The following is a 21,362-nucleotide window of genomic DNA, read 5'->3' as shown; positions in this document are numbered from 1 at the left end:
CATCACACCCTTGATCCGCTCAAGACTGCCGGGCACGGAGAAGTGCACCGTACGCCCGGGTCCGAGCCGGCTCTTCGCATGGCCGGACGGTCTTCGACGGGCAGCGAGGTCGGTCCGGAGTGCCTCTGCAACACGAACCCGAGCGACCGTGACGGCCCGCCGGAGAAGCCGGCGGACCATTACCGGTCGAGGCTAGAGGCCGGCGACGCCCTTGATCCAGTCAAGGCTGGTGGGGACGGTCGCGGACCACATCGGGCTGACGCAGGCGTTACCGCTGACCCACACCGCAGAGGTCACGCCGACCTGGTAACGCAGGCCATCGACGAGCTTGAACTGCGGGCCGCCGGAGTCACCGGAGCACGCGATTCCATTTCCCTTCGCGCTGCGGATACCTCGCCCCACGCCGTACCCGTCCGTGTCGTCGATGTCAGCTACCGTGATGGTCGCCCGCCTGAGCTCCTTGGCCGGGGCACCTTGAGGCCCACTCCTCGTACCCCAGCCGAAGATGTAGTTCGTGGAGCCCTCGACAGGGCTGGCGCTCGCCAGGCGTACATGCTCCGAATTCGCATCACGAGTGAGATGGAGGAGCGCGATGTCGTGATTGGTACGCCACTTGATGTCGTCCACCTGGATCACGCCGCCGCCGTCGTTGTAACTCTTACTCTTGACGCGGACCTGAATCTTGGAGGCATCCTGCTTCACGTGTGATTCCGCAAAACAGTGTTTCGCAGTGAGAATCCATCGCTCGGCGATGATCGAGCCGGTGCAGAGCAGATTGCCACGACCAGTGCCTGCATCATCATTGTCGAACAGGATGGCGGCTATACCATCGGCCGATTCCGCAGTTTCACCGTCCACGACAGCCGGGGTCACGAACGTGCGAATTCTCAAAGCTCATCCTTCTGTTATCGGGGAGAGGGAACGAGGAGAGACACTGAAAAATCCCCCGCGAGCCGGCAACCCAGCCGAATCATCGGCCAAGGGCACCGCTCCGCAGGAGACCCCTCTGCAGCCGTCGGTCCGATTCGATCCATGCCGAAGAGATGCGCACAGTCGCGTCACCGGTTCACTGACGCCTGGCAACTCCCCTCATCCCAGGGCCTGTTCATGGGTGAACATACTCGGATCAGCTACTGAAAGTAAGATGAACTCACGCTGAAGTGAGGTGTAGAGCCCATGAGAATCGAGGAGCTACGGCAACACATCACAACAGACAGGCAACTGAAGCCGAAAGCGGCCAACCCTGAACAATCCCCTGCACACGGCACAGATTGACATCGGATGAGGTCCTCACACCAAGGCGACGCGTGCAGCGCCAAGCCCACGAGGCTGATCCATGCACGACCCCCGGCCAAGACATCGGCCGCTGCGCGCGAGTGGACCTTCCCGGCACCGCCGCGGCATCTGCGCTGGGACGTAAGTCTCATCTCGCGCCCAGAAGAAGAGGAACGGTGCCGGCCGGCGCTCGAACTGAGGCATACGGGTCCACACCCAGGCGCATATTGACGCCATTCCCTGATACTGGAACAGCGATATTCCCTTTGAGGGAACAGGAAACAGATCTTCCTTTACCGGTTCCCGCTCCCGCTCCGGCTCCGGCTCCGGCTCCGGCTCCGGCTCCGGCTCCCGCTCCCGGGCGGAACTTCCCGGAATGCCAACGCGATGCACGCGAGTGAACTTCTCCATGGAGGCGCTCGGATTGCGACGGAGCCCTCCACTCGCCACTGGCCGGCCAGTGGCCCCTCTCAAGGGTCGGCAGATACCGGCGGCCGAAGGAGGCCCCGGCTGCGGGTCTTCCCGCGTTCGCCCATCGCATGAGCTGCGGGCCGGCATCTCACCTCCGGTCGGTATCCCCGACGTGTCGATGCTGTCGGCGCGGCCCCACCCAGCGCTCCCGTCGGGCTACGACCCGACGGCTCCGCCTCTGCCCCGTACTCACCGCCCGGCCTGAACCGGGATCAACATCGTGTCCGTCCAGATCACCATGACCTGTTGAAAGGAAATGCCCGCTTGGCCCTGACTGCCGGGGAGGAGCGACGGGCCATAGCAGTTCACGGTCCGGCCGGCAGGTGGACACGCCCGTGTCGTCCGGGGGTCGGTGCACGTTAATCCCCAGACGTCCTTCGTGTGACGACTTTGGAGTGACCGCAGTGCACGTACCTCTTCCCCTCCGGTGGTTCACGGCAGGGCTTCCTTACCGACGGACCGCACTGAAAGTGTGTGTCGCCACCGCTCTCATAGGAGCCGTCGTGGCGCAGGCCGCCGGAGCCCTGCTCGCGAGCGTCCCGCTGCTGCTCGCCGCAACCGCCGTGTCCCTGGCGGTCGAGGGTGTCCTGTACCGGTGGCAGCCCAGCATGCTGCCACTGTTCGTCAAAGCGCACGCGGACATCACCGTCCGTCATCTGCTGCGGGACCTGCTGCTGGTGGTGGGTCTGCTGCGGCTCACCGAGCAGGACCGGGAGGCCCAGTACACTCCGCTCGTCGCCGGTCTGCTGGCCTTCTACGCGCTGCACTGCGCGATCCAGGCAGTGTCCGTGCTGGTCCGCCGCACCCGCACGCTGCCGGTGCTGACCCGGAACATCGACGTCTCGGCCCTGCGGCTGCCCCCCGCCCCGGCCGCGCTGCTGCGCCGCCCCGGCCATCGACTGCTGCTCCTGGGCCTGCCCGCGACCGCCGGCCTGGCCGCGGCGGCGGTGACCCGGGAGTCCTTGCCCGCGGCGGCCGGGATCGCGGTGTCGGTCGTGCTCGCGGCGGCGGGCCTGGGCGCCCTGCTGATGCGGCTGCTGCCCTCCCGGCGTCCGGCGGGCGAGCAGGAGGTGCTCGACTGGTTCGACGCCTGGCTGGCCGACTACCGGCCCACGGTCGGCCTGTACTTCTCCGGCGGGGCGTCCTCCGCCTACCAGGCCAACATGTGGCTGGAAACGATGAGCAGGCTCGACGGGCGGCCCGTCGTCATCCTGCGCGAACGGTTCATGACGGCGAGGATCGCGGCGACCGACATCCCGGTCGTGTGCCTGCCGAAGGTGTCCACCCTCATGCGGCTCGAGCACTCCACGCTGCGGGTGCTCATCCACCCGTCGAACTCCGGCAAGACCTCGCAGGTGCTGCGCATCCCCACGATCAAGCATGCCTTCGTCAACCACGGAGAGAGCGACAAGCTGTCGTCCTGCAACCCGTATGCGAAGGCCTACGACGAGGTGTGGGTGGCCGGTCCCGAGGCGCGTGAACGGTACGCGCGGGCCGGGGTCGGCGTCGAGGACAAGGACGTGGTGGAGATCGGCCGTCCCCAACTGGACGCCGTACGCCCCTGGTCGGGCCCGCCGGCGGCCGACGCCCGGACCACCGTGCTGTACGCGCCGACCTGGGAGGGCTGGGACGGCAACCCGGGCAACACCTCGGTGGTCATGGCCGGGGAGAACCTCGTACGGGCGCTGCTCGCGGACCCGGGTGTGCGACTGCTGTACAAGCCGCACCCGCTGACCGGCTCGGTGGAACCCGCGGCGGGCGCCGCCGACCGCCGTATCCAGGAGCTGATCCGGGCGGCGAACCGGGAGCGGCCCGCCACACCCGCGGGGCCTGCGGGACCTGCACGATCCGCCTCGGGGCTGGACCGGCTCACGGCCGAGCTGGACCGGCTCACGGCGGCCGGGGTCCGGGAGGGCGCCGACCATCTGGAGCGGATGCTGGCTCAGTCCGTCCCGCCGCCCGGCCGGGCCGAGGCGGTGGCGAGGGCCACGGCTGCCTGGGAGGAGGCGTACCGGGCGTCACTGCCGGAGGCGGAGCACCAGATCGTCACGGGCGTACGGCCCGCCCTGTACGCCTGCTTCAACATCGCCGACCTGCTGATCAGCGATGTGTCCAGCGTCATCAGCGACTTCCTGGCCAGCGGCAAACCGTACGCGGTGGCAAACACCAGCGGGCTGTCCGAGGACGCCTTCCGCGCCGCGTTCCCGACGGTGGCGGCGGCGACCGTGCTGACCCCGGACGCGGGCGGGGTGCCGGTGCTGCTGGAGGCGGTCCGGCACCCGGAGAAGGACGAACTGACGGACGCCCGTATGGAATTGAAGCTGCGACTACTGGGCCCCGACGAGCCGACGTCACAGGAGCGCTGCAACGCGGCCCTGAGCGACCTGTCCGCGGCGGCCCTGAACAACAGGGCACACAGTGACCAGGCCGGGGCACGGCATCCGCGACCGCAGCAGCTCGCGGAGGACCTGCCCGGTCCCCGTAGGGACTCCGACGCCGCCCCGGGTGCCGGCACGCACTCCGGCACCGCAGCCGACACAGTTGCGACGAGGCCCGTCACGCCGCCGTCACGGTCGGTACCTCCGGGGTGACCTTCTCGGCGGAGACCAGCAGACGGCGGACCCTGCGGGCGGCGCGGCGCAGGACGGTGGTCGTGCCGCCCTCCCGGTAGCCGGGGAAGCCGCGGGCCTCGCGGGGCGCGGCGAGGTAGACGGAGTCGGGGATGCCCGCCGCCCGGTCACGGAAGTGCGGATACACGAGGTAGAGGCGTCGGCCCCGCCGTTCCAGGAGGGGCGGCGCCTGCTTCTTCGATGCTGTGAACTTCACTGCTTCGGTGAGGAGTTCGAGCTGCTGTTCGGCCACCAGGTGCAGCCGCAGCCGTTCCTCGACCTTCAGGTGCCGGGCGACGCCCTCGGTCCAGTGGGCGTCCGTCAGCGGCTTCGCCAGCTCCAGCTTGCGCCGCCGCACCCGGTCGCCGTCCTTGAGGAATCCGGGGCCGAACTGCGGGAGCAGGGTGATGGTGAAGGGCCGCACCATCAGCCTGTCACGCCGGGGGCCCTCCGGGACGAGGCCGGTGATCAGGTTCATGAGGAGTCGGGCGGAATCGAACCGCAGGGCGTAGCTCCCGCTCTTGGTCACGTGCTTGCCGTCGTCGCGGCCCACCAGGTAGTAGCAGGTGTGGTCGGCGACCACGGAGACGCCGTCCGCCCTGAGATACGCCTCCATGGTGAACAGCGCGTCCTCGCCGGTGTAGAGCGACTCGTCGAACCGCAGGCCGTGCCGGTCCAGCAGGGCGCGGCGGAACAGCTTCTGCGCGCTGAGCGTGTACATGATGTTGGAGGAGTGCACGTCGGTGCGCTCCAGCGTGCGGCCCCACATCGACTTCGGGGCGCCACGGTTGACGCCCTCGATCCGCCCCAGGACGACATCCGTGCCGGCCCGGTCCGCCATGGCGACCATCCGCTCGAGGGCCTCGGGGCCCAGCCGGTCGTCGGCGTCCAGGAAGAAGACGTACCGCCCGCGGGCCTTCTCCAGGCCGACGTTGCGCGGGCCGCTGGGGCCGCCCGAGTTCGCCTGCCGGATCACGGTGACGCGCAGGGGCGCACGCTCCGCGAACTCCGCCAGATACTCCCCCGTGCCGTCCGTCGAGCCGTCGTCGACGGCGACGACCTCGATGCGCTCCGGACCGATGGTCTGCGCCTCCACGGAGGCGAGGCACTCGACCAGGTACGGCATCGCTTCGTACGCCCCGATGACCACGGTGACGTCAGGCTGCGCCACGGTCACGTTTCCCCCTTGTTGTGGGATATTTCCCTCTGTATCGCCTCATTCGCTACTCGGTTAGACGGGTGTTCGAAGCGGGAGGTTGCCTCAAACCCCCGTTCAAGTGGCCTACACCACAAGGGTATTGGGGGGACTCGGCCAACGGCTGCCCGTACAAAAGGGCTCGGCCCCCGAGGAGTTGCTCCTCGGGGGCCGAGCCCTGTCAGGTATCCGGGTGTCCGGCGCCGGTCAGTTCGCTCCGGTACCGTCCGTCTCGCCGGTCACCGACGCCGCCTGGGCGGGCAGCGCGTCCGCCGGCTCCACGCCCGGGTCGCCGACCGCGGTCCGGGACTCCTGGCCGAGGTTGCGCGTCTCGGCCTTCCGGGCGAGCTGTGCGACCGCCGCGTTGAACTGGTCGATGGAGGTCGGCTCGTCCGGGCCCAGCAGGTAGCGCTTGAGCTCGCCCCGCTCCCCCGCCAGCGGATCGGCCTGCGGGTCGCGGACCGCCTCGAGCAGCTCGGCCAGCCCGGCCGCGTCGTTGGACAGGACCACCGCGGCGCGCACCGCCGTGTTCTGCCGCTTGAACTCCTCCGTCCCCAGCCCGGCGGAGTCGGTGACCGCGTACGGCTTGCCGCTGGCGATGAAGTCGGAGACCACGCTGGAGATGTCGGAGACCATCGCGTCGGACACGTTGAAGCAGTCGTACAGGCGCGGCTGGGCCCCCATGATGACGCGGTGCTCCCAGTCGGGGAAGGAGCTCCAGTACGCGGTGTTCCACTCGGCGCGCAGCCGGGCGGTCTCCTCGTGCAGCGCCACGTCGATCACGCCGTCGCGGCTGGCCTCGGCCTCGTCCCTCTTGTCGGCGGAGCCTTCCAGGTCGGCCAGCCGGGCCTCGATACGGGCCAGCTCGGCCCGCGCCCGGTCCTGCGCCGCCGTGTCGACGGTGAAACGGGCATCGGCGGCGCGCTCGGCCGCGGCCTGCTCGATCAGCGCGGTGACCCGCTGGTGGGCGGCCTTGGCCTGCGCGCTGCGGGTGCCGGTGAAGGGGTGCGGCTTGTAGAGGACGCGGACCGCGGGGTCGGCCGCGATCAGCCGCTTCACGATGTTCTCGCCGGCCAGCAGGAGCGAGGTGTTGCCCGGGTTGTCGTCCCAGCCCTCCCAGGTGGGGGCGTACAGCACCGTCGGGCGGTGCTCTACGACGGAGCCCGCGGCCGTGGCCTGCCAGGTCTCGATGGGGGCCAGCTGCGGACGGCCGACCTCGACGATGTCGTCGTCACGGACGCCGACGTCGGCGATGGCATAACGGTCGCGGCCCGCGCGGCCGGCCGTCCACACCTCGTCGTAGACCTTGCTGAACGGGTTGACGCTGGCGATCTTGTCACTGTCGCCGTGCCCGACGAAGACGTGCTTCATGGTCGGTACGCGCAGCAGGTGGATGTTCTTTCCGACGTTCGCCGCGTACAGCGCGACCCGCACCGTGGACAGGTCCAGGTTCATCAGGTGCACCCCTCCGGGCACGCAGATGACCGGCACCGTGGTGGGGGCCAGGCTGGTCAGTATGGCCCGCTCGCGCAGGATGACCAGCGGCCGGGTGTCCAGCTGCTCCATGGTCTCCAGCCACATGTTGACCTGGTACACGGAGTCCTTGGAGCCGGAGAAGTACAGCACCGTCTCGGGCCGGTACTCGCGCAGCCAGTCGTCGACCGCCACCAGAACCTGGTCGGCCTTCGGCGGTATCCGCCGGCCTCGTACGTAGGGCATCAGGGCCAGCACGTAGGCGAGGCCCAGGACCACCGTGATGCCGATACCGACGGAACCGATGAGGGCCGAGTCGAGGGCCACGGCGAGCAGTATGCCGCCGACCGCCGGCAGGTCGAGGTGGAGCATCTTCTCCGCGGCGCGGTGCGTCAGCGCGCGCGGCGGCGCGTCCGGGATCCGGATACGGGACGCCAGGTCCACGTTGCGGGTGGCCACCGGCATGCGCCGGCGGTTGCGGATCAGTGTGGTCAGCGCGCCGTGCGGGGCCTGAAGGCCGTAGAACGCGATGAAGCAGGCGATCGCCCCGTAGTAGATCAGGTTGTCCGCGAGGGACATCCGGGCCAGCAGCAGGATCAGCAGCAGCTGGCGGATCAGGAAGCGGATCGACAGGCCCGCCCGCACCTTGCTGAGGCGGTTGACCAGGTAGCTGCCCCTGCGGTGCAGATAGTGGTCCGCCAGGTATGTCACGGCGGCCGCTGCGGCGAAGGCGGGCACGCTCGGGACGAGCGCGGCCAGCATGAGACAGGGGAAGCCCAGCATCATGAGGACCGCCGCGGCCAGCTCGGCCGCGCTGCCCACCCGGGCGACGCGAATAGCGGTGGATATCAACGGAGAAACCTGCTCTTGGAGGGGGAGTGCGGGTTTGTACCTGTGGGTAATTCGTTGACGACGGATTCAGGCCCCCGCGAACACCCGCGCAGGAACTGCGTAATCGGGAGGCCGCAGAGGCCTGAATTACCGGATTCTATTTGCCGCCAATTATTACACGCCGTCCTGACGGTCCAGCACCGACGCGAGTGCCTGCTCGAAGCCGCTGGCACGGGCCGCGCCCGCCGTCGGGTCCTGCTGCCGTACATCGATGACATGGCCGGTGAGCTCGGAGAGCAGCACGTCCAGAGATGTACGGGCCACCGCCTCGGAGGACAGCAGACTGCCCGCCGGCTCCTGGCCGAAAGCCTTGGTCCGCATCGGCGTGGCGGTGCGCTCCGGGTTGACGCAGTTGACGCGGACGGCTTCGCCGGCCCACTCGTCGGCCAGCGCCTGGGTGAGGTTCACCATCGCGGCCTTGGTGGAGGAGTAGAGGCTGTACTCGGCGCGCCCCCGGGTGTAGCTGCTGGAGGTGTAGAGCAGCAGCTGGCCCTTGCTCTCGGCGAGGTACTTGTAGGCCGACCGGGCGATCTGCACGGGTGCCAGGTAGTTGACCTTCAGCGCCTCCTCGATGGTGGCGTTGTCGGTCTCGGCCAGCTTCCCGATGCGCAGCACACCGGCCGTGTTGACGACGTAGTCGATGCGGCCCGTCTCGGCGTACGCCTTGGACAGCGCGTCGTCGACCTCCTCCGGGTTCTCCACGTGGGTGCCGGTGGTGGAGCGGCCGAGCGCGTACACCGTGGCGCCGTAGGACTCGGCGAGTTCGCAGATGTCCTTGCCGATGCCGTACGAACCGCCGAAGACGACGACGGTCCTGCCGGTGAGCAGTTCGCGGTAGGCGGCCTCCCCCATCTGCTCGGGGGTGGCCGTGGAGGCGAGCTGGAACAGCTTGTCGGCGATGAAGACGTCGACCGGCTGGGTGACCTTCATGTTGTACTCGTCGCCCGCGACGACGTGGATCGGCACGTCGGGCAGGTACTTGAGCACGACCGAGCAGTCGTCCGTGGCCTGGAAGTTGGGGTCACCGGCGGCGACCTCGTAGGCACGGCGGATCGTGGACAGCTTGAACGCCTGCGGGGTCTGTCCGCGGCGCAGCCGGGCGCGGTCCGGGATCTCGGTGATGAACTCGCCGTCGTCGCCGTGGGTCCGCGTGACGATGATGGTGTCGGCGGACGGGATGGCCACGTCGACGGCCTGGTAACGCTCCAGGGCGCTCACACAGTCGTCGATGACGCGCTGCGACAGCAGGGGACGGACGGCGTCGTGGAAGAGGACGTTGCGGTCCTCGCCCTCGGCCAGGCCCTCGCCGAGTGCCGAGATGGCCCGCTCGGTGGTCTCGTTCCGCGTCGAGCCGCCCTCGATGACCCGGGTGACCTTCTTGAGCCCGGCCTTGGCGACGATCTTCTCGATGTCGGGCACATAGCCCGGCGCCATCAGCACGATGATGTCGTCGATCGAGTCGGCGTTCTCGAAGGTGGTCAGGGTGTGCTCGATGACTGCCTTGCCGGCGATCTTCAGCAGCTGCTTGGGAATCGAAAGACCCACCCGCTGACCGGTGCCACCGGCCAGGATCACTGCGGTGGTACGGGGCTTGGCTATGGACTGGGACACAGGTGACCTACCTTGGGGCATCAGGGAACTGCGAAATGGTCCCACTTGTGGTTACCGCGATGCAAGGTGAGCGCCCTTCATCGCATATGTGCGCGCAACCTTTGATTCACCTTAGACCCCTGATGACCGGACCACGGTTCCCGGGTCGCCCGGATCGTCGCTGTGAGTAACCGCACAGGCGGGAAGCCCGTGACCGCGCGTACGTCGACGGTCGCAGCGGCAGCCCGGATCCCTTCTGGAGGGTATGGATCTTCACGGCCCGCAAGGCAGGGCTGCACCTTTTCTTCATATTCGGGGTGCAGTAAAGGGGGAAGCGCCCGACAACAGGAAATTCATCTTGTCCGTCCACCCTTTACCGAAGAATTCCCTATAAAGATTCGGCGACTTTTCGGTATCGGTGAGGAAAACGGAGCGGCGCCCGGGACCATGTCGGTCCCGGGCGCCGCTCTCGTCGAGTGGCGGCCCGACGGCTGAGGGCCGTCCGTCAGTCGGCCGTCACACCACGTGGACGCCGGGGCGGCCCGCCTCCACCCGCAGCCGCGCCAGCGTACGGGGCGTGGCCTGCGGCTTCACCACGGTGTCCACCACCCGCACCCGCGCGTCGATGCCGCCTGCGCGGATGTCGAACAGGTGGTAGCCGCGGTGGGCGTCGAGCAGCTTCCAGTGCGGGTTGTCCGCGCGCCGCGGGTCCCACTGCTCGCGAAAGGCGGCCTGGTCCTGGTCGCCGTTGCTGGAGATGGACGTACCGACGAACTCGGCGCCCACGACCGCGGAGGACGGGTTGGCGAAGTCCTCCCTGAGGTCGCTGATCATCGTCAGATGGCGGTCTCCGGTGAGCACGACGGGGTTGCTCACCCGCCGGAACTCCTGGAGCAGCGCATTGCGTTCGGCCTGGTAGCCGTCCCAGGCGTCGTAGAACCAGAGCTTGCCCTCACCGGCCTGGAGGTCGGTCTCGGCCATCATGATCTGCGAGGCGATCAGGTTCCAGCGGGCGGGCGAGTGGCGCAGTCCGTCGACCAGCCACCGCTTCTGCGCGGCGCCGAGCATGGTCAGCGACGGGTCCTGGGCGCCCTCCTGGCTGGTCGCCTGGTCGCTGCGGTACTGCCGGGTGTCCAGCACGTTGAGCCGGGCGAGCCGGCCGAACTCCAGCCGGCGGTGCATCCGGATGTGCGGGCCGTCGGGGACGGCGCTCGCGCGGACCGGCATGTGCTCGTAGTACGCCCGGTAGCCCGCGGTCAGCCGGGCCGTGAACGCGTCGTGCGGCTGCTTGCCGGGGTCCTGCGGGATCTCGCCGGCGAAGTCGTTGTCGATCTCGTGGTCGTCGAAGGTGACCACGAAGGGGGCGTTGGCATGCATCGCCGCGAGGTCCGGGTCCGAGCGGTACTGGGCGTACCGGTTGCGGTACTGGGTCAGGCTGTACGGCTCCCCGCTGCCCTCGTGACGGCGTACGCCGGTCGCCGACGGGTTGGACTCGTAGATGGAGTCGCCGACGAACACGACGACGTCCGGGTCCTGCTGCAGCATGTCGGCGTACGGCGTGAAGTAGCCGTGCTGCCAGTTCTGGCAGGAGGCGAGCGCGACCCTCAGGTGGCCGCCCGCGCTCTGCGCGGGGGGCGCGGTGCGGGTGCGGCCGACCCGTGAGAGCTGTCCGTCGGCGCGGAAGCGGTACCAGTACCGCTTGTCCGGGCGCAGCCCGCGTACGTCGATGTGGACGCTGTGGCCGTAGGCGGGCCGGGCCCAGGCGGTGCCCCGGCGGACGGTCCTCCTGAAGCGGGAGTCCTCGGCGATCCGCCACTCGACGGGTACCGCGCGGTCCGGCATGCCCCCGCCGTTCAGGGGGTCGGGGGCGAGCCGGGTCCACAGCACGATCCCGTCCGGGTGGGGGTCCCCCCACGCCTTCAAGGCAGTGGGGGAGGGTCGCCGGAGGCGACTCCCAGGCTGAACACCCCGTCGGGCAACGGTTTCCGCTCCGCCGCGCGAGCCGTGGCCGGCAGCCACAGCTGGGCGGAGGCCGCTGCGCCGAGCGCGGCGGCACCGGCGGTCAGAACGCGGCGGCGGTCGGGTGACACTGCTCCGGACATAGGTGGACTCCCCTGCCTCGCATGCGACGTGGACACTGGGAAGCTTTCGGTCCGGAAGGTCCGCGCCCTGAACCCAGCGAGGTGCGTACATGACAAGAAAGCAGACAAAAGGAAACCCGCCCCGGCACGGGAACGTCCCGTTGCCTGGGCGGGTCCTGGAAGTGAGCGGCGGACGGCGGACAGGGATCCGCCGCCGGAACCGTCCCGGGGTTCTCCACAGTGCCTACAAGCTCTGCAGGGACCCTGCAGGGCTTACGACTTGTCGCGGAACGGGTCGAACTCGTCGTACTCCTGCTTGACCTCGTCCCGTTCGGCCTGCCGGTCGCGGCGGCGCTGGGCGGCCGGGCGGGGCTCCTCGAAGCGGTGGTCCTCGCCGCGCCGGCCGAGCATCTCCGCACCGGCGGTCACCGTCGGCTCCCAGTCGAAGACGACGGCATTGTCCTCGGGGCCGATGGCGACACCGTCGCCGGTGCGGGCTCCGGCCTTCATCAGCGCCGCTTCCACACCGAGCCGGTTGAGCCGGTCGGCGAGGTAGCCGACGGCCTCGTCGTTGTTGAAGTCGGTCTGGCGGACCCAGCGTTCGGGCTTCTCGCCACGTACCCGGAACAGTCCTTCGTCCTCGCGGGTGACGGTGAACCCGGCGTCGTCCACGGCCTTGGGCCGGATGACGATGCGCGTCGAATCCTCCTTCGGGCGGGCTGCCCGCGCCTCGGCCACCAGCTGGGCCAGTGCGAACGACAGTTCCCGCAGCCCGAGGTGGGCGACGGCGGACACCGCGAAGACGCGGTAGCCGCGTGCCTCCAGGTCCGGCCGCACCATCTCGGCGAGGTCCCTGCCGTCCGGCACGTCGGTCTTGTTGAGGACGACGAGGCGGGGCCGGTTGTCGAGGCCGCCGTACTGCCGCAACTCCTCCTCGATGATGTCGAGGTCGGAGACGGGGTCGCGGTCGGACTCCAGCGTCGCCGTGTCCAGCACGTGCACGAGCACACTGCACCGCTCCACGTGCCGCAGGAACTCGAGCCCGAGCCCCTTGCCCTGGCTGGCGCCCGGGATGAGCCCCGGCACGTCGGCGATGGTGTAGACGGTCGAACCGGCGGTGACGACACCCAGGTTGGGCACCAGGGTGGTGAACGGGTAGTCGGCGATCTTCGGCTTGGCGGCGGAGAGCACGGAGATCAGCGAGGACTTGCCCGCACTCGGGTAGCCGACCAGCGCCACGTCGGCGACGGTCTTCAGCTCCAGGCCGATCTCCCGCAGGTCTCCCGGCACGCCGAGCAGCGCGAACCCGGGCGCCTTGCGCCGCGCGGAGGCGAGGGCGGCGTTCCCGAGCCCGCCCCGGCCGCCCTGTGCGGCGATGTACGAGGTCCCGTGCCCCACCAGGTCGGCGAGCACATTGCCCGCCTTGTCCAGGACGACGGTCCCGTCCGGCACCGGCAGGACCAGGTCCTGGCCGTCCTTGCCGCTGCGGTTGCCGCCCTCGCCGGGCTTGCCACTGGTGGCCTTGCGGTGCGGGGAGTGGTGGTAGTCGAGCAGTGTGGTCACGGACTGGTCGACGGTGAGGATCACATCGCCGCCCCGCCCGCCGTTGCCGCCATCGGGTCCGCCCAGGGGCTTGAACTTCTCACGGTGAACGGAGGCACAGCCGTGACCTCCGCTACCCGCGGCGACATGCAGCTCGACGCGGTCCACGAAGGTGGTCATGTGGGGTGCCTCCAGAGGCAGTGAGGTGTACGTGCGTAGGTGTTTCCTGGTTAACACGCGAAAGGCGGACCCACCTTCCCGCCAGGGAAGTGAGGTCCGCCTCGCGAAAGTTTCCGATCAGGCGACCGGAACGATGTTCACGACCTTGCGGCCACGGTGGGTGCCGAACTGCACCGCACCGGCCTCCAGCGCGAACAGCGTGTCGTCGCCACCACGGCCGACGCCGGCGCCCGGGTGGAAGTGGGTGCCACGCTGACGGACGAGGATCTCACCCGCGTTGACGGCCTGACCGCCGAAGCGCTTCACGCCGAGCCGCTGGGCATTGGAGTCGCGACCGTTCCGGGTGGACGATGCGCCCTTCTTGTGTGCCATCTCTCCTCAGTCCCTTACTTCGCAGCCGCGGGGATCTCAGTGACCTTGATCGCCGTGTACTGCTGGCGGTGGCCCTGACGACGGCGGTAGCCGGTCTTGTTCTTGTAGCGCAGAATGTCGATCTTCTGGCCCTTGTGGTGGTCCACGATCTCGGCCTGGACCTTGATACCGGCCAGCACCCACGGGTCGCTGGTCACGGCGTCGCCGTCAACGACGAGCAGGGTCGAGAGCTCGACCGTGTCGCCGACCTTGCCCGTGGAAATCTTGTCAACCTCAACGATGTCGCCGACAGCAACCTTGTGCTGGCGACCACCGCTGCGCACGATGGCGTACACGCGGATCTCACTCTCAATCGAAGAACGGCACCCCGCAGGCCAGCTGCCCAACAGACACACGGGCAACCTCTCCCGAGCCAGTCCATGCACCCGGGAGGAAAAGGTTTACGGGGATGTGGCGGTCCCGATGGACACGCCGACGGTCAAGGTTACGGTGCGTGGCCCCAAGGGGTCAAACCGGGCCCGAACCACCGGTGACGGTGACGGGCGCCCGGTGGACGGGGTCCCGCCCGGCGGGTCAGCTCCCGAGCAGGTGGGCGCGCCCGAACATGGTCGCCGCGACCCGCGCGGTCGGCGTGCCGGAGTCCAGATCCGCACCGGCCTCCCGCAGTACCCCGACCACCTCGTCCGCGCCCTTGAACAGGGCGCCGGCGATGGGGGTCTGGTCCCGGGCGTTACGCAGATCCGGGTCGGCGCCGAGCCGGATCAGAGTCCGCACGGTGTCGGCGTGGCCGTGATAGGCGGCGAGCATCAGCAGGGTGTTGCCGGCCGCGTCGGTCACGTCCACCGGCAGCCCGTGCTCCACGAACTCCACCACCTGCTCGGTGCTGCCCTCGCGGGCCAGATCCATGGCGAGGGCCACGACGCGCTCCGTCTGCTCAGGTGTCAGACCGTCCCTGCTCATGCGCATCTCTCCTGATCGAGCGGTCGTGCTGGTCGAGCGGTTGTACTGGTCGAGCGGTACTGCTGCTCGAGCGGTTGTGCCGGTCGTGCCCCTGGGGGCGTCGGGCGGTGACTGCGCCGTGCCCGGCGCGGACCACTGTGTGGTCCGCGCCGGGCACGGTGCGGGGGCGTACCGCCTGGCCCCCTTGAGCGGCCGGACTCAGAGGCTGCCGGCGGCCAGGGCCTCGATCGCCTTGCGGACGCCTTCGCCGTAGGCCGGGTCGGCCTGGGTGCAGTTGGCGATGTGCCGTTCGACGGTCTGCTCCGAGGCGCCGTTGATGGCGCGCGCCGTGTTCTCGAAGAGAACCTGCTGCTGCTCGGGGCTCATCAGGCGGAACAGGTTGCCGGGCTGCTCGAAGTAGTTGTCGTCGTCCTCGCGGAAGTTGAACCGGTCGGCGACGGCGCCCACGGCCTGGCTCGGCTCGCGGTAGGCCGGCTGCTCCTGCCAGCGTCCGTACGAGTTGGGCTCGATGCCCGGGGTGGACCCCTGGTTGCCGTCGACCCGCATGCCGCCGTCGCGGTGGTAGGTGTTCACCGGGTTCTTCGCGGCGTTGACGGGGATCTGGTGGTGGTTCACACCGAGGCGGTAGCGCTGGGCGTCGCCGTAGGAGAACAGCCGGCCCTGCAGCATCTTGTCGGGCGAGTAGCTGATGCCCGGAACCACGTTCGCCGGGGTGAAGGCGACCTGCTCGACGTCCGCGAAGTAGTTCTCGGGGTTGCGGTTGAGCTCCCACTCGCCGACCTCGATCAGCGGGTAGTCCTTCTTCGACCAGACCTTGGTGAGGTCGAAGGGGTGGAAGCGGTAGTTCTCCGCGTCGGCCTCCGGCATGACCTGGACGAACAGCTTCCACTTCGGGGAGTCGCCGTTCTCGATCGCGTCGTAGAGGTCGCGCTGGTGGGACTCGCGGTCCTTGCCGACGAGGGCCTCGGCCTCGGCGTCGGTGAGGTTCTTGATGCCCTGCTGGGTGCGGTGGTGGAACTTGACCCAGAACCGCTCGCCCTCGGCGTTGATCAGGCTGTAGGTGTGCGAGCCGAAGCCGTGCATGTGCCGGTACGAGGCGGGGATGCCGCGCTCGGACATCACGATCGTGATCTGGTGCAGGGCCTCGGGGAGGTTGGTCCAGAAGTCCCAGTTGTTCTCGGCGTCGCGGAGGTTGGTGCGCGGGTCGCGCTTCACCGCGCGGTTGAGGTCCGGGAACTTCAGCGGGTCGCGGAAGAAGAAGACCGGGGTGTTGTTGCCGACCAGGTCCCAGTTGCCCTCGTCCGTGTAGAACTTCAGGGCGAAGCCGCGGATGTCGCGCTCGGCGTCGGCCGCGCCGCGCTCACCGGCGACGGTGGAGAACCGCGCGAACATCTCGGTCTTCTTGCCGATCTCGGAGAAGATCTTCGCGCTGGTGTAGCGCGTGATGTCGTGGGTCACCGTGAACGTACCGAAGGCGCCCGAGCCCTTGGCGTGCATCCGGCGCTCCGGGATGACCTCACGGTCGAAGTGCGCGAGCTTCTCCAGGAACCACACGTCCTGCAGGAGCATCGGACCGCGCGGACCGGCCGTCAGGGAGTTCTGGTTGTCGGCAACCGGCGCGCCGGCGGCCGTCGTCAACGGCTTCTGGTTGTTCTCGGTCAAAGCTCGCTCCTCGGTGAGTGGTTCTTCGCTGGGAATCAAGGCCTGCGGTCCGGGCCGTCCGAGTATCCGCGCAAGCCGCTCCGCGGCTCTCATCGCATACCCTACGTTGGACAAGGTCTAAGTCAAGGCAGTCTTTAGAACCATACCTGTTCTTGAGCTGGGTTCCATCGCTGGTTAGGGTGACGTGCATGAGTGATCTCTTGAAGAGGCTTCGGGAACGTGGCTGGCGCCTGACCGCACAGCGGCGTGTCGTCGCCGAGGTCCTCGCCGGAGACCACATCCACCTGACCGCCGACGAGGTGCACGCGCGGGCGACGGAGCGGCTGCCCGAGATCTCCCGGGCGACGGTCTACAACACCCTGGGCGAACTGGTGTCCCTGGGCGAGCTCCTCGAGGTCTCGACCGACCACCGCGCCACGCGCTACGACCCGAACGCGCACCGCCCCCATCACCACCTGCTCTGCGACCGCTGTGGAACGATCCGCGACGTGCACCCGACGGGCAACGCCCTCTCGGCCCTCCCGGAGTCGGAACGCTTCGGATACGCGGTCTCCGACGTCGAGCTGACGTACCGCGGCATCTGTCCGAACTGCACGACAGCGACGACCGCTCCCCCGTCGGCCGGGCGCGCCAAAGCCGTCAGGGACAACGGGGCTGACGGGGTCGACATGGCGCACCAGGCCGCCCGCCGGTGAAGGCCGCGCACGCGTCGTAGCCGTGTCCGCCGCGACGGGCCGACGGTTCACGGCACGGACTCAGGCGGTGATCCGCGGCCGCTCGACGTCACGGCGCAGCTCGTCCTCGCTCGCGCCCTCGGCGGCGGTACGCACGATGACGCCCGCGTCCTCGGGAACGACCTTCTTGAGGATGGTCTTCAGCCGGGCCCGCTCCGTGTCCGGCAGCTTGCGGCTGATGCCGGTCATCGAGCCCTCGGGAACGTACACGAGGTAGCGGCCCGGCAGGGAGACCTGGCTGGTCGGACGGGCACCCTTGTGCCCGATCGGATCCTTCGTCACCTGGGCGAGCACCGGCCGGCCCGACTTCAGCGCGGCCTCGATCCGACGCGGGCCGTGGGCCATGCCCAGGTGGTCACGCGGGGTGTCTCCAGAGGCAGTCCGGTGTACGTGCGTACGCGTTTCCCGGTCGGCACGCGAAAGGCGGACCCGTCTTCCCGCCGGGGAAGTGAGGTCCGACCCGCTCTCCCGAGCCGGTCCACGCACCCGGGAGGAAGAGGTTTACGGGAATGCGGCGGTCCCGGTGAACACGCCGACGGTCGAGGTCACAGGCCCCGGCCGAACGGGTCGAACCGGCCGGGGCGGGCCCGGTCCGGCCGGTTCAGCCGGTTCAGCCGGTTCAGCCGGTTCAGCCGGTTCAGCCGGTTCAGCCGGTTCAGCCGGTTCAGCCGCCGAGGCTCTCCCGGTAGGCCACGCATTCCTCGTAGGAGGGCAGCAGGCCCTGCTCCCGGGCCTCGGCCAGGGTGGGCGCCTGCTCGTCCTTGGCGGAGAGCAGCGGCGTGAGGTCCTCGGGCCAGTCGATGCCGATCGCCGGGTCGAGCGGGTGGATGCCGTGCTCGCGCTCGGGTGCGTACCCCTCGGAGCAGAGGTAGATCACGGTGGCGTCCTCGGTGAGCGCCATGAAGCCGTGGCCGAGGCCCTCGGAGAGGTAGACCGCGTGATGGTCCTGATCGTCCAGGCGGACCGCCTCCCACTGGCCGAAGGTGGGCGAGCCGTCCCGGATGTCCACGATCACGTCGAGGACCGCGCCGCGCACGCACTTGACGTACTTGGCCTGGCCGGGCGGCACGTCGGCGAAGTGGATACCGCGCAGAGTGCCCCGGCTGGAGACGGACATGTTGGCCTGGGCAAGCGTGAACGCGTGGCCGGCCGTCTCGGTGAAGACCGGGGCCTTGAACCACTCGTGGAAGCTGCCCCGGCCGTCGGGGAAGATCTTCGGCTCGTGCACCCAGGCGCCGGAGAGGGAAAGGGGTCGCATCGGAGGGGTCCTCAGTTCTTCTTCTGCTGGTTCGTCAGTGAACGCTTGATGCGCCCGGCGGCCCGACGCCACAGGGGGCGGGGCTGCGCGGACGGCATCGGGTCCGGCTTCCCCGAGGCGGTCCCGGCCGGCGGGGTGTGCCGGTCGATCACCCGGGCGGTGCCGTCGTCGGAGACCACCACGTCGACCGGGAGCCGGGTCCATTTCGCCTCGCCGCGGCCGGCGGACGGCACGCCGATCCGGACGGCCCAGCGCTTCCCGGTGAGCTTCTCCAGCGGCAGCGTGGCGCTCACGGTGCGGCCGGACACCTCGGCGTCGGCCGGGAACTTGCCCACGTTCTTGCGCTCGAAGCGGAGCTGCACCGGGTCCCCGGCGTCCGCCGCGACGTGCAGCGGCAGCGGCAGCCGTACGGCGGAGCCCTCGACCACGGCCCCGGCCGGGTCCATCAGGGACACCGCCTCGCGCTCCAGCTTGTTGGTGTGCTGGTCGACGTCGAGGGAGAGGTTGCCCGGCCCGTCGGTCCAGTACGGCAGGACCAGCCGCCTCGGCTCACCGGTGAGTGCGGCCAGCCGTCCGGCCTCCACGTCCTCGCCGCGTACCGCGCCGAGCCGGGTCTCCTTGCTCCAGCCGCAGGACTTGATGCGCAGGTGCAGGTCCCAGATGCCCTTGTCCAGGGGCTTGCCCGCGGCCGCGGTCTCCGGGTCGAGAACGGCGCGCGCGGTGATCCGCTGGCGGAAGGAGCCGTCCTCCGCGTCCAGGCGGTGCGGTTCGCACTCGACCGGGAGGTAGTACTGCACGGCGTTCTCGCGGTGGCGGACCACCAGGTCCACGTCGCTCTTGTCGACCGGGGCGTCCAGGGCGATGCCCTGGCCGGCCAGCGCCTCGAGCGCCTTGTCGGACAGCGGCAGGCCGAGCAGGTCGCGCTCGTCCTCCCGGCGGAAGGTCATCGGCTCGCCGTCGACCTGGTACTCGGAGGTGAATCCGATGTTCAGGGCGCCGCCCTCCCAGGCCAGAGAGTCCAGGGTGCCGGTGGGCTTGATCCCGGCCTCCCAGTGGGCGAGGGCGCGGACGTCCTGGTAGTGGCCGGCGGCGACCAGTCCGGCCACCACCCGCTGTGTGGGGGCGACCCTGGCGAAGACGCCCGGCCCGAACCGCTCGGTGATCACACCGCGGATCTCGCGGTACAGCTCCTCGGCGTAGTCCTCGGGGAGCTTGAGCAGCCGGTTGCCGCGCAGCCGCTCGACCATCTCGTTGCGCAGCCAGCGGCTGAACAGCTTGTCGCGCAGCGGGCCGGGCTCGGTGAGCTCCTCGACCACGTCGAGGGCCTCACGGAGGTTGCCGAAGTAGCCGGCCGGGTCGAAGCGCTGGAAGCCGGCGTTGGAGCCGTCGTCGCGGGTGATGTGGTAGTAGCACAGGTAGTCGCCGAGGACAGCGACGTTCTTGGCCCGCAGATAGGCCTCGACGACGAAGACGTGGTCCTCCAGCCGGCGGCGGCCCTCCTTGAAGCGCATGGTGTGCTGCTCGAGGAATTCCCGCCGGAACATCTTGTGCGGGGTGAGGCTGTCGATCAGAGGCGCGTTCTCCACCGTCGCGCGCGGCCGGTTGACCCGGAACAGCTCCTGCGGAACCGGGCGGCCGATGCCCGCCATCTTTCCCACGACCACGTCGGCGTCGTTCGCCTTGCCGTAGTCGTACATCCGCTCCAGGGCCTCGTCGCCGAGCCAGTCGTCGTGGTCGGCGAACATGACGTACTCGCCCCTGGCCGCGTCGATGCCGGTGTTGCGGGGCTTGCCGGACCAGCCGGAGGCCTCCTGGTGGATGACGTGGATGTGAGGGTGTTCGGCCGCCAGCCGGTCCAGCCGGGCGGGAGTCTCGTCGGTGGAACCGTCGTCGACGAAGAGGACCTCGAACTCGTCGGGGGGCAGGCTCTGCCGCAGCAGGCCCGTGATGCAGTCCTCCACGTACTTGCCCGGGTTGTAGACCGCGATGACGACGCTGACCTTGACTGTCACGCCGGGTTCTCCTTCTCGTGGACCCGGTGGATCTCCGGGAACGCCTCGGTGAGGGCCGCGCGCCAGTCACGCGGCGGCTCGATGCCGGCGGCGGCGAAGCGCTCGTGGCCGAGCACGCTGTAGGCCGGGCGGGGGGCGGGGCGGACGAATGCCTCGCTGGTGGTGGGACGGACCCGGTCCGGGTCGGCGCCGAGCAGGCGGAAGATCTCCCGGGTGAAGCCGTACCAGGTGGTCTCGCCGGAGCCGGTGCCGTGGTAGATCCCCGCCGGGGCGGTACCGGCCAGGGCTCCGCGCCCCAGCTCGAGCAGCAGACCGGCCAGGTCGGCACTCCAGGTGGGCTGGCCGCGCTGGTCGTCCACGACGTCCAGGGTCTCGCGCCGGCCCTCCAGACCGATCATGGTGCGGACGAAGTTGGGTCCGCCCGTGCCGTAAAGCCAGGCGGTGCGGACGACGTAGCCGCTGTCCGGGAGAGTCTTCAGGACGGCCTGCTCGCCGGCGAGCTTGGTGCGGCCGTAGGCGCTGCGCGGGGCGGTGGGGGCATCCTCGGCGTACGGCGCGGTGGCGTCGCCGGCGAAGACGTAGTCGGTGGAGACGTGGAGCAGGACGGCGCCGGTGCGGGCGCAGGCGTCGGCGAGATGGGCCGGGCCGTCACCGTTGATCGCGAGCGCCTCGGCCTCGTGAGTCTCGGCGTCGTCCACAGCTGTCCAGGCCGCGCAGTTGACGACCACGGCGGGCCGGTGGCGCTGAAGCGTCCGCTGTACGGCGTCGGCGTCCGTGAGGTCCAGCGCCGTCCGGTCGAGGGGGGTGGCCTGCGCACCCGCCGCGGCCAGCCGGGCCAGCACGTCCTGGCCGAGCATGCCGCCCGCCCCGGTGACCAGCCAGCCGGCCGGAGCGTCGGCCTGTTCCTTCATCGGGTTCATCCCTCTTCTTGTCCTCTGTGCCGGATGGCGCGGGGCCGCCGCCGGGGGCCGGCCCCGCGGATATGCCCGAGCGGGCCTGGAGCTTGTCCCGGGCCCGCAGGGGGTGGGGGCCGCGGGGTGGGGGCCGCGGGGCGAGG

Annotated in this window: 13 protein-coding genes and 3 pseudogenes; 2 read left to right on the top strand and 14 right to left on the bottom strand. The window is 69.6% G+C overall.

The genetic code is table 11. The annotated features are described in order from the left end of the window. Positions 1-192 precede the first annotated feature (192 nt). Positions 193-891 (bottom strand): S1 family peptidase, encoded by a 699-nt coding sequence (locus ACFYQA_RS06360; protein ID WP_388912304.1) that lies wholly within the window; start codon positions 889-891, stop codon positions 193-195. A gap of 1,259 nt (positions 892-2,150) precedes the next feature. Between ACFYQA_RS06360 and ACFYQA_RS06355 the strand changes: the two genes are divergently transcribed. Continuing rightward, entirely contained in the window at positions 2,151-4,337 is a 2,187-nt protein-coding gene (locus ACFYQA_RS06355; protein ID WP_388912401.1) for a hypothetical protein, read from the top strand. Here the strand turns inward: ACFYQA_RS06355 and ACFYQA_RS06350 are convergent. From ACFYQA_RS06350 to ACFYQA_RS06310, 9 genes and pseudogenes are all read right to left on the bottom strand, one after another. Further along, positions 4,303-5,532 (bottom strand): glycosyltransferase family 2 protein, encoded by a 1,230-nt coding sequence (locus tag ACFYQA_RS06350; protein ID WP_388912301.1) that lies wholly within the window; start codon positions 5,530-5,532, stop codon positions 4,303-4,305. The two genes, ACFYQA_RS06355 and ACFYQA_RS06350, sit on opposite strands and share 35 nt — an antisense overlap. Positions 5,533-5,757: 225 nt before the next feature. After that, entirely contained in the window at positions 5,758-7,875 is a 2,118-nt protein-coding gene (locus ACFYQA_RS06345) for a hypothetical protein (protein ID WP_388912298.1), read from the bottom strand. 153 nt (positions 7,876-8,028) lie between these two features. Continuing rightward, positions 8,029-9,525, bottom strand: coding sequence for a D-ribitol-5-phosphate cytidylyltransferase (locus ACFYQA_RS06340; RefSeq protein ID WP_386398358.1), 1,497 nt, complete (start codon positions 9,523-9,525; stop codon positions 8,029-8,031). Between the two features lie 495 nt (positions 9,526-10,020). Continuing rightward, a pseudogene (locus ACFYQA_RS06335) lies at positions 10,021-11,606 on the bottom strand (alkaline phosphatase D family protein). Between the two features lie 252 nt (positions 11,607-11,858). Beyond that, positions 11,859-13,307 carry a GTPase ObgE gene (obgE, locus tag ACFYQA_RS06330; protein WP_388912295.1) on the bottom strand — a complete coding sequence of 483 codons (1,449 nt, stop codon included), beginning with the start codon at positions 13,305-13,307 and terminating at the stop codon, positions 11,859-11,861. A gap of 117 nt (positions 13,308-13,424) precedes the next feature. Further along, positions 13,425-13,679, bottom strand: coding sequence for a 50S ribosomal protein L27 (rpmA, locus tag ACFYQA_RS06325; protein WP_007449530.1), 255 nt, complete (start codon positions 13,677-13,679; stop codon positions 13,425-13,427). Positions 13,680-13,693: 14 nt separating this feature from the next. Next, on the bottom strand, positions 13,694-14,014 hold the full coding sequence (gene rplU / locus ACFYQA_RS06320; RefSeq protein WP_003976204.1) for a 50S ribosomal protein L21: 321 nt from the start codon (positions 14,012-14,014) through the stop codon (positions 13,694-13,696). 238 nt (positions 14,015-14,252) lie between these two features. After that, positions 14,253-14,639, bottom strand: a complete 387-nt coding sequence (locus ACFYQA_RS06315; protein WP_388912291.1) for an ankyrin repeat domain-containing protein — start codon at positions 14,637-14,639, stop codon at positions 14,253-14,255. A gap of 198 nt (positions 14,640-14,837) precedes the next feature. Further along, on the bottom strand, positions 14,838-16,301 hold the full coding sequence (locus ACFYQA_RS06310; protein ID WP_388912288.1) for a catalase: 1,464 nt from the start codon (positions 16,299-16,301) through the stop codon (positions 14,838-14,840). A gap of 188 nt (positions 16,302-16,489) precedes the next feature. On the opposite strand from ACFYQA_RS06310, the pseudogene ACFYQA_RS06305 reads away from it, so the two are divergent. Further along, positions 16,490-16,903, top strand: a pseudogene (locus ACFYQA_RS06305) (Fur family transcriptional regulator); the annotation flags it as partial. 171 nt (positions 16,904-17,074) lie between these two features. Here ACFYQA_RS06305 and ACFYQA_RS06300 read toward each other — a convergent pair. From ACFYQA_RS06300 to rfbD, 4 genes and pseudogenes are all read right to left on the bottom strand, one after another. After that, positions 17,075-17,389: pseudogene (locus tag ACFYQA_RS06300) on the bottom strand (ribonuclease E/G); the annotation flags it as partial. 310 nt (positions 17,390-17,699) lie between these two features. Continuing rightward, positions 17,700-18,293 (bottom strand): dTDP-4-dehydrorhamnose 3,5-epimerase, encoded by a 594-nt coding sequence (gene rfbC, locus ACFYQA_RS06295; RefSeq protein WP_388912285.1) that lies wholly within the window; start codon positions 18,291-18,293, stop codon positions 17,700-17,702. Between the two features lie 11 nt (positions 18,294-18,304). Further along, entirely contained in the window at positions 18,305-20,305 is a 2,001-nt protein-coding gene (locus ACFYQA_RS06290) for a glycosyltransferase family 2 protein (protein WP_388912282.1), read from the bottom strand. Beyond that, positions 20,302-21,225, bottom strand: coding sequence for a dTDP-4-dehydrorhamnose reductase (gene rfbD / locus ACFYQA_RS06285; RefSeq protein WP_388912279.1), 924 nt, complete (start codon positions 21,223-21,225; stop codon positions 20,302-20,304). Before rfbD ends, ACFYQA_RS06290 begins: the two co-directional genes overlap by 4 nt. Positions 21,226-21,362: the final 137 nt, after the last annotated feature.

The organism is Streptomyces sp. NPDC005774 (assembly GCF_042871645.1).
GTDB classification, from domain to species: Bacteria; Actinomycetota; Actinomycetes; order Streptomycetales; family Streptomycetaceae; genus Streptomyces; species Streptomyces pratens.
The sequence above is the reverse complement of the archived record's forward strand: the minus strand, read 5'-3'. Positions and strand labels throughout refer to the sequence as shown.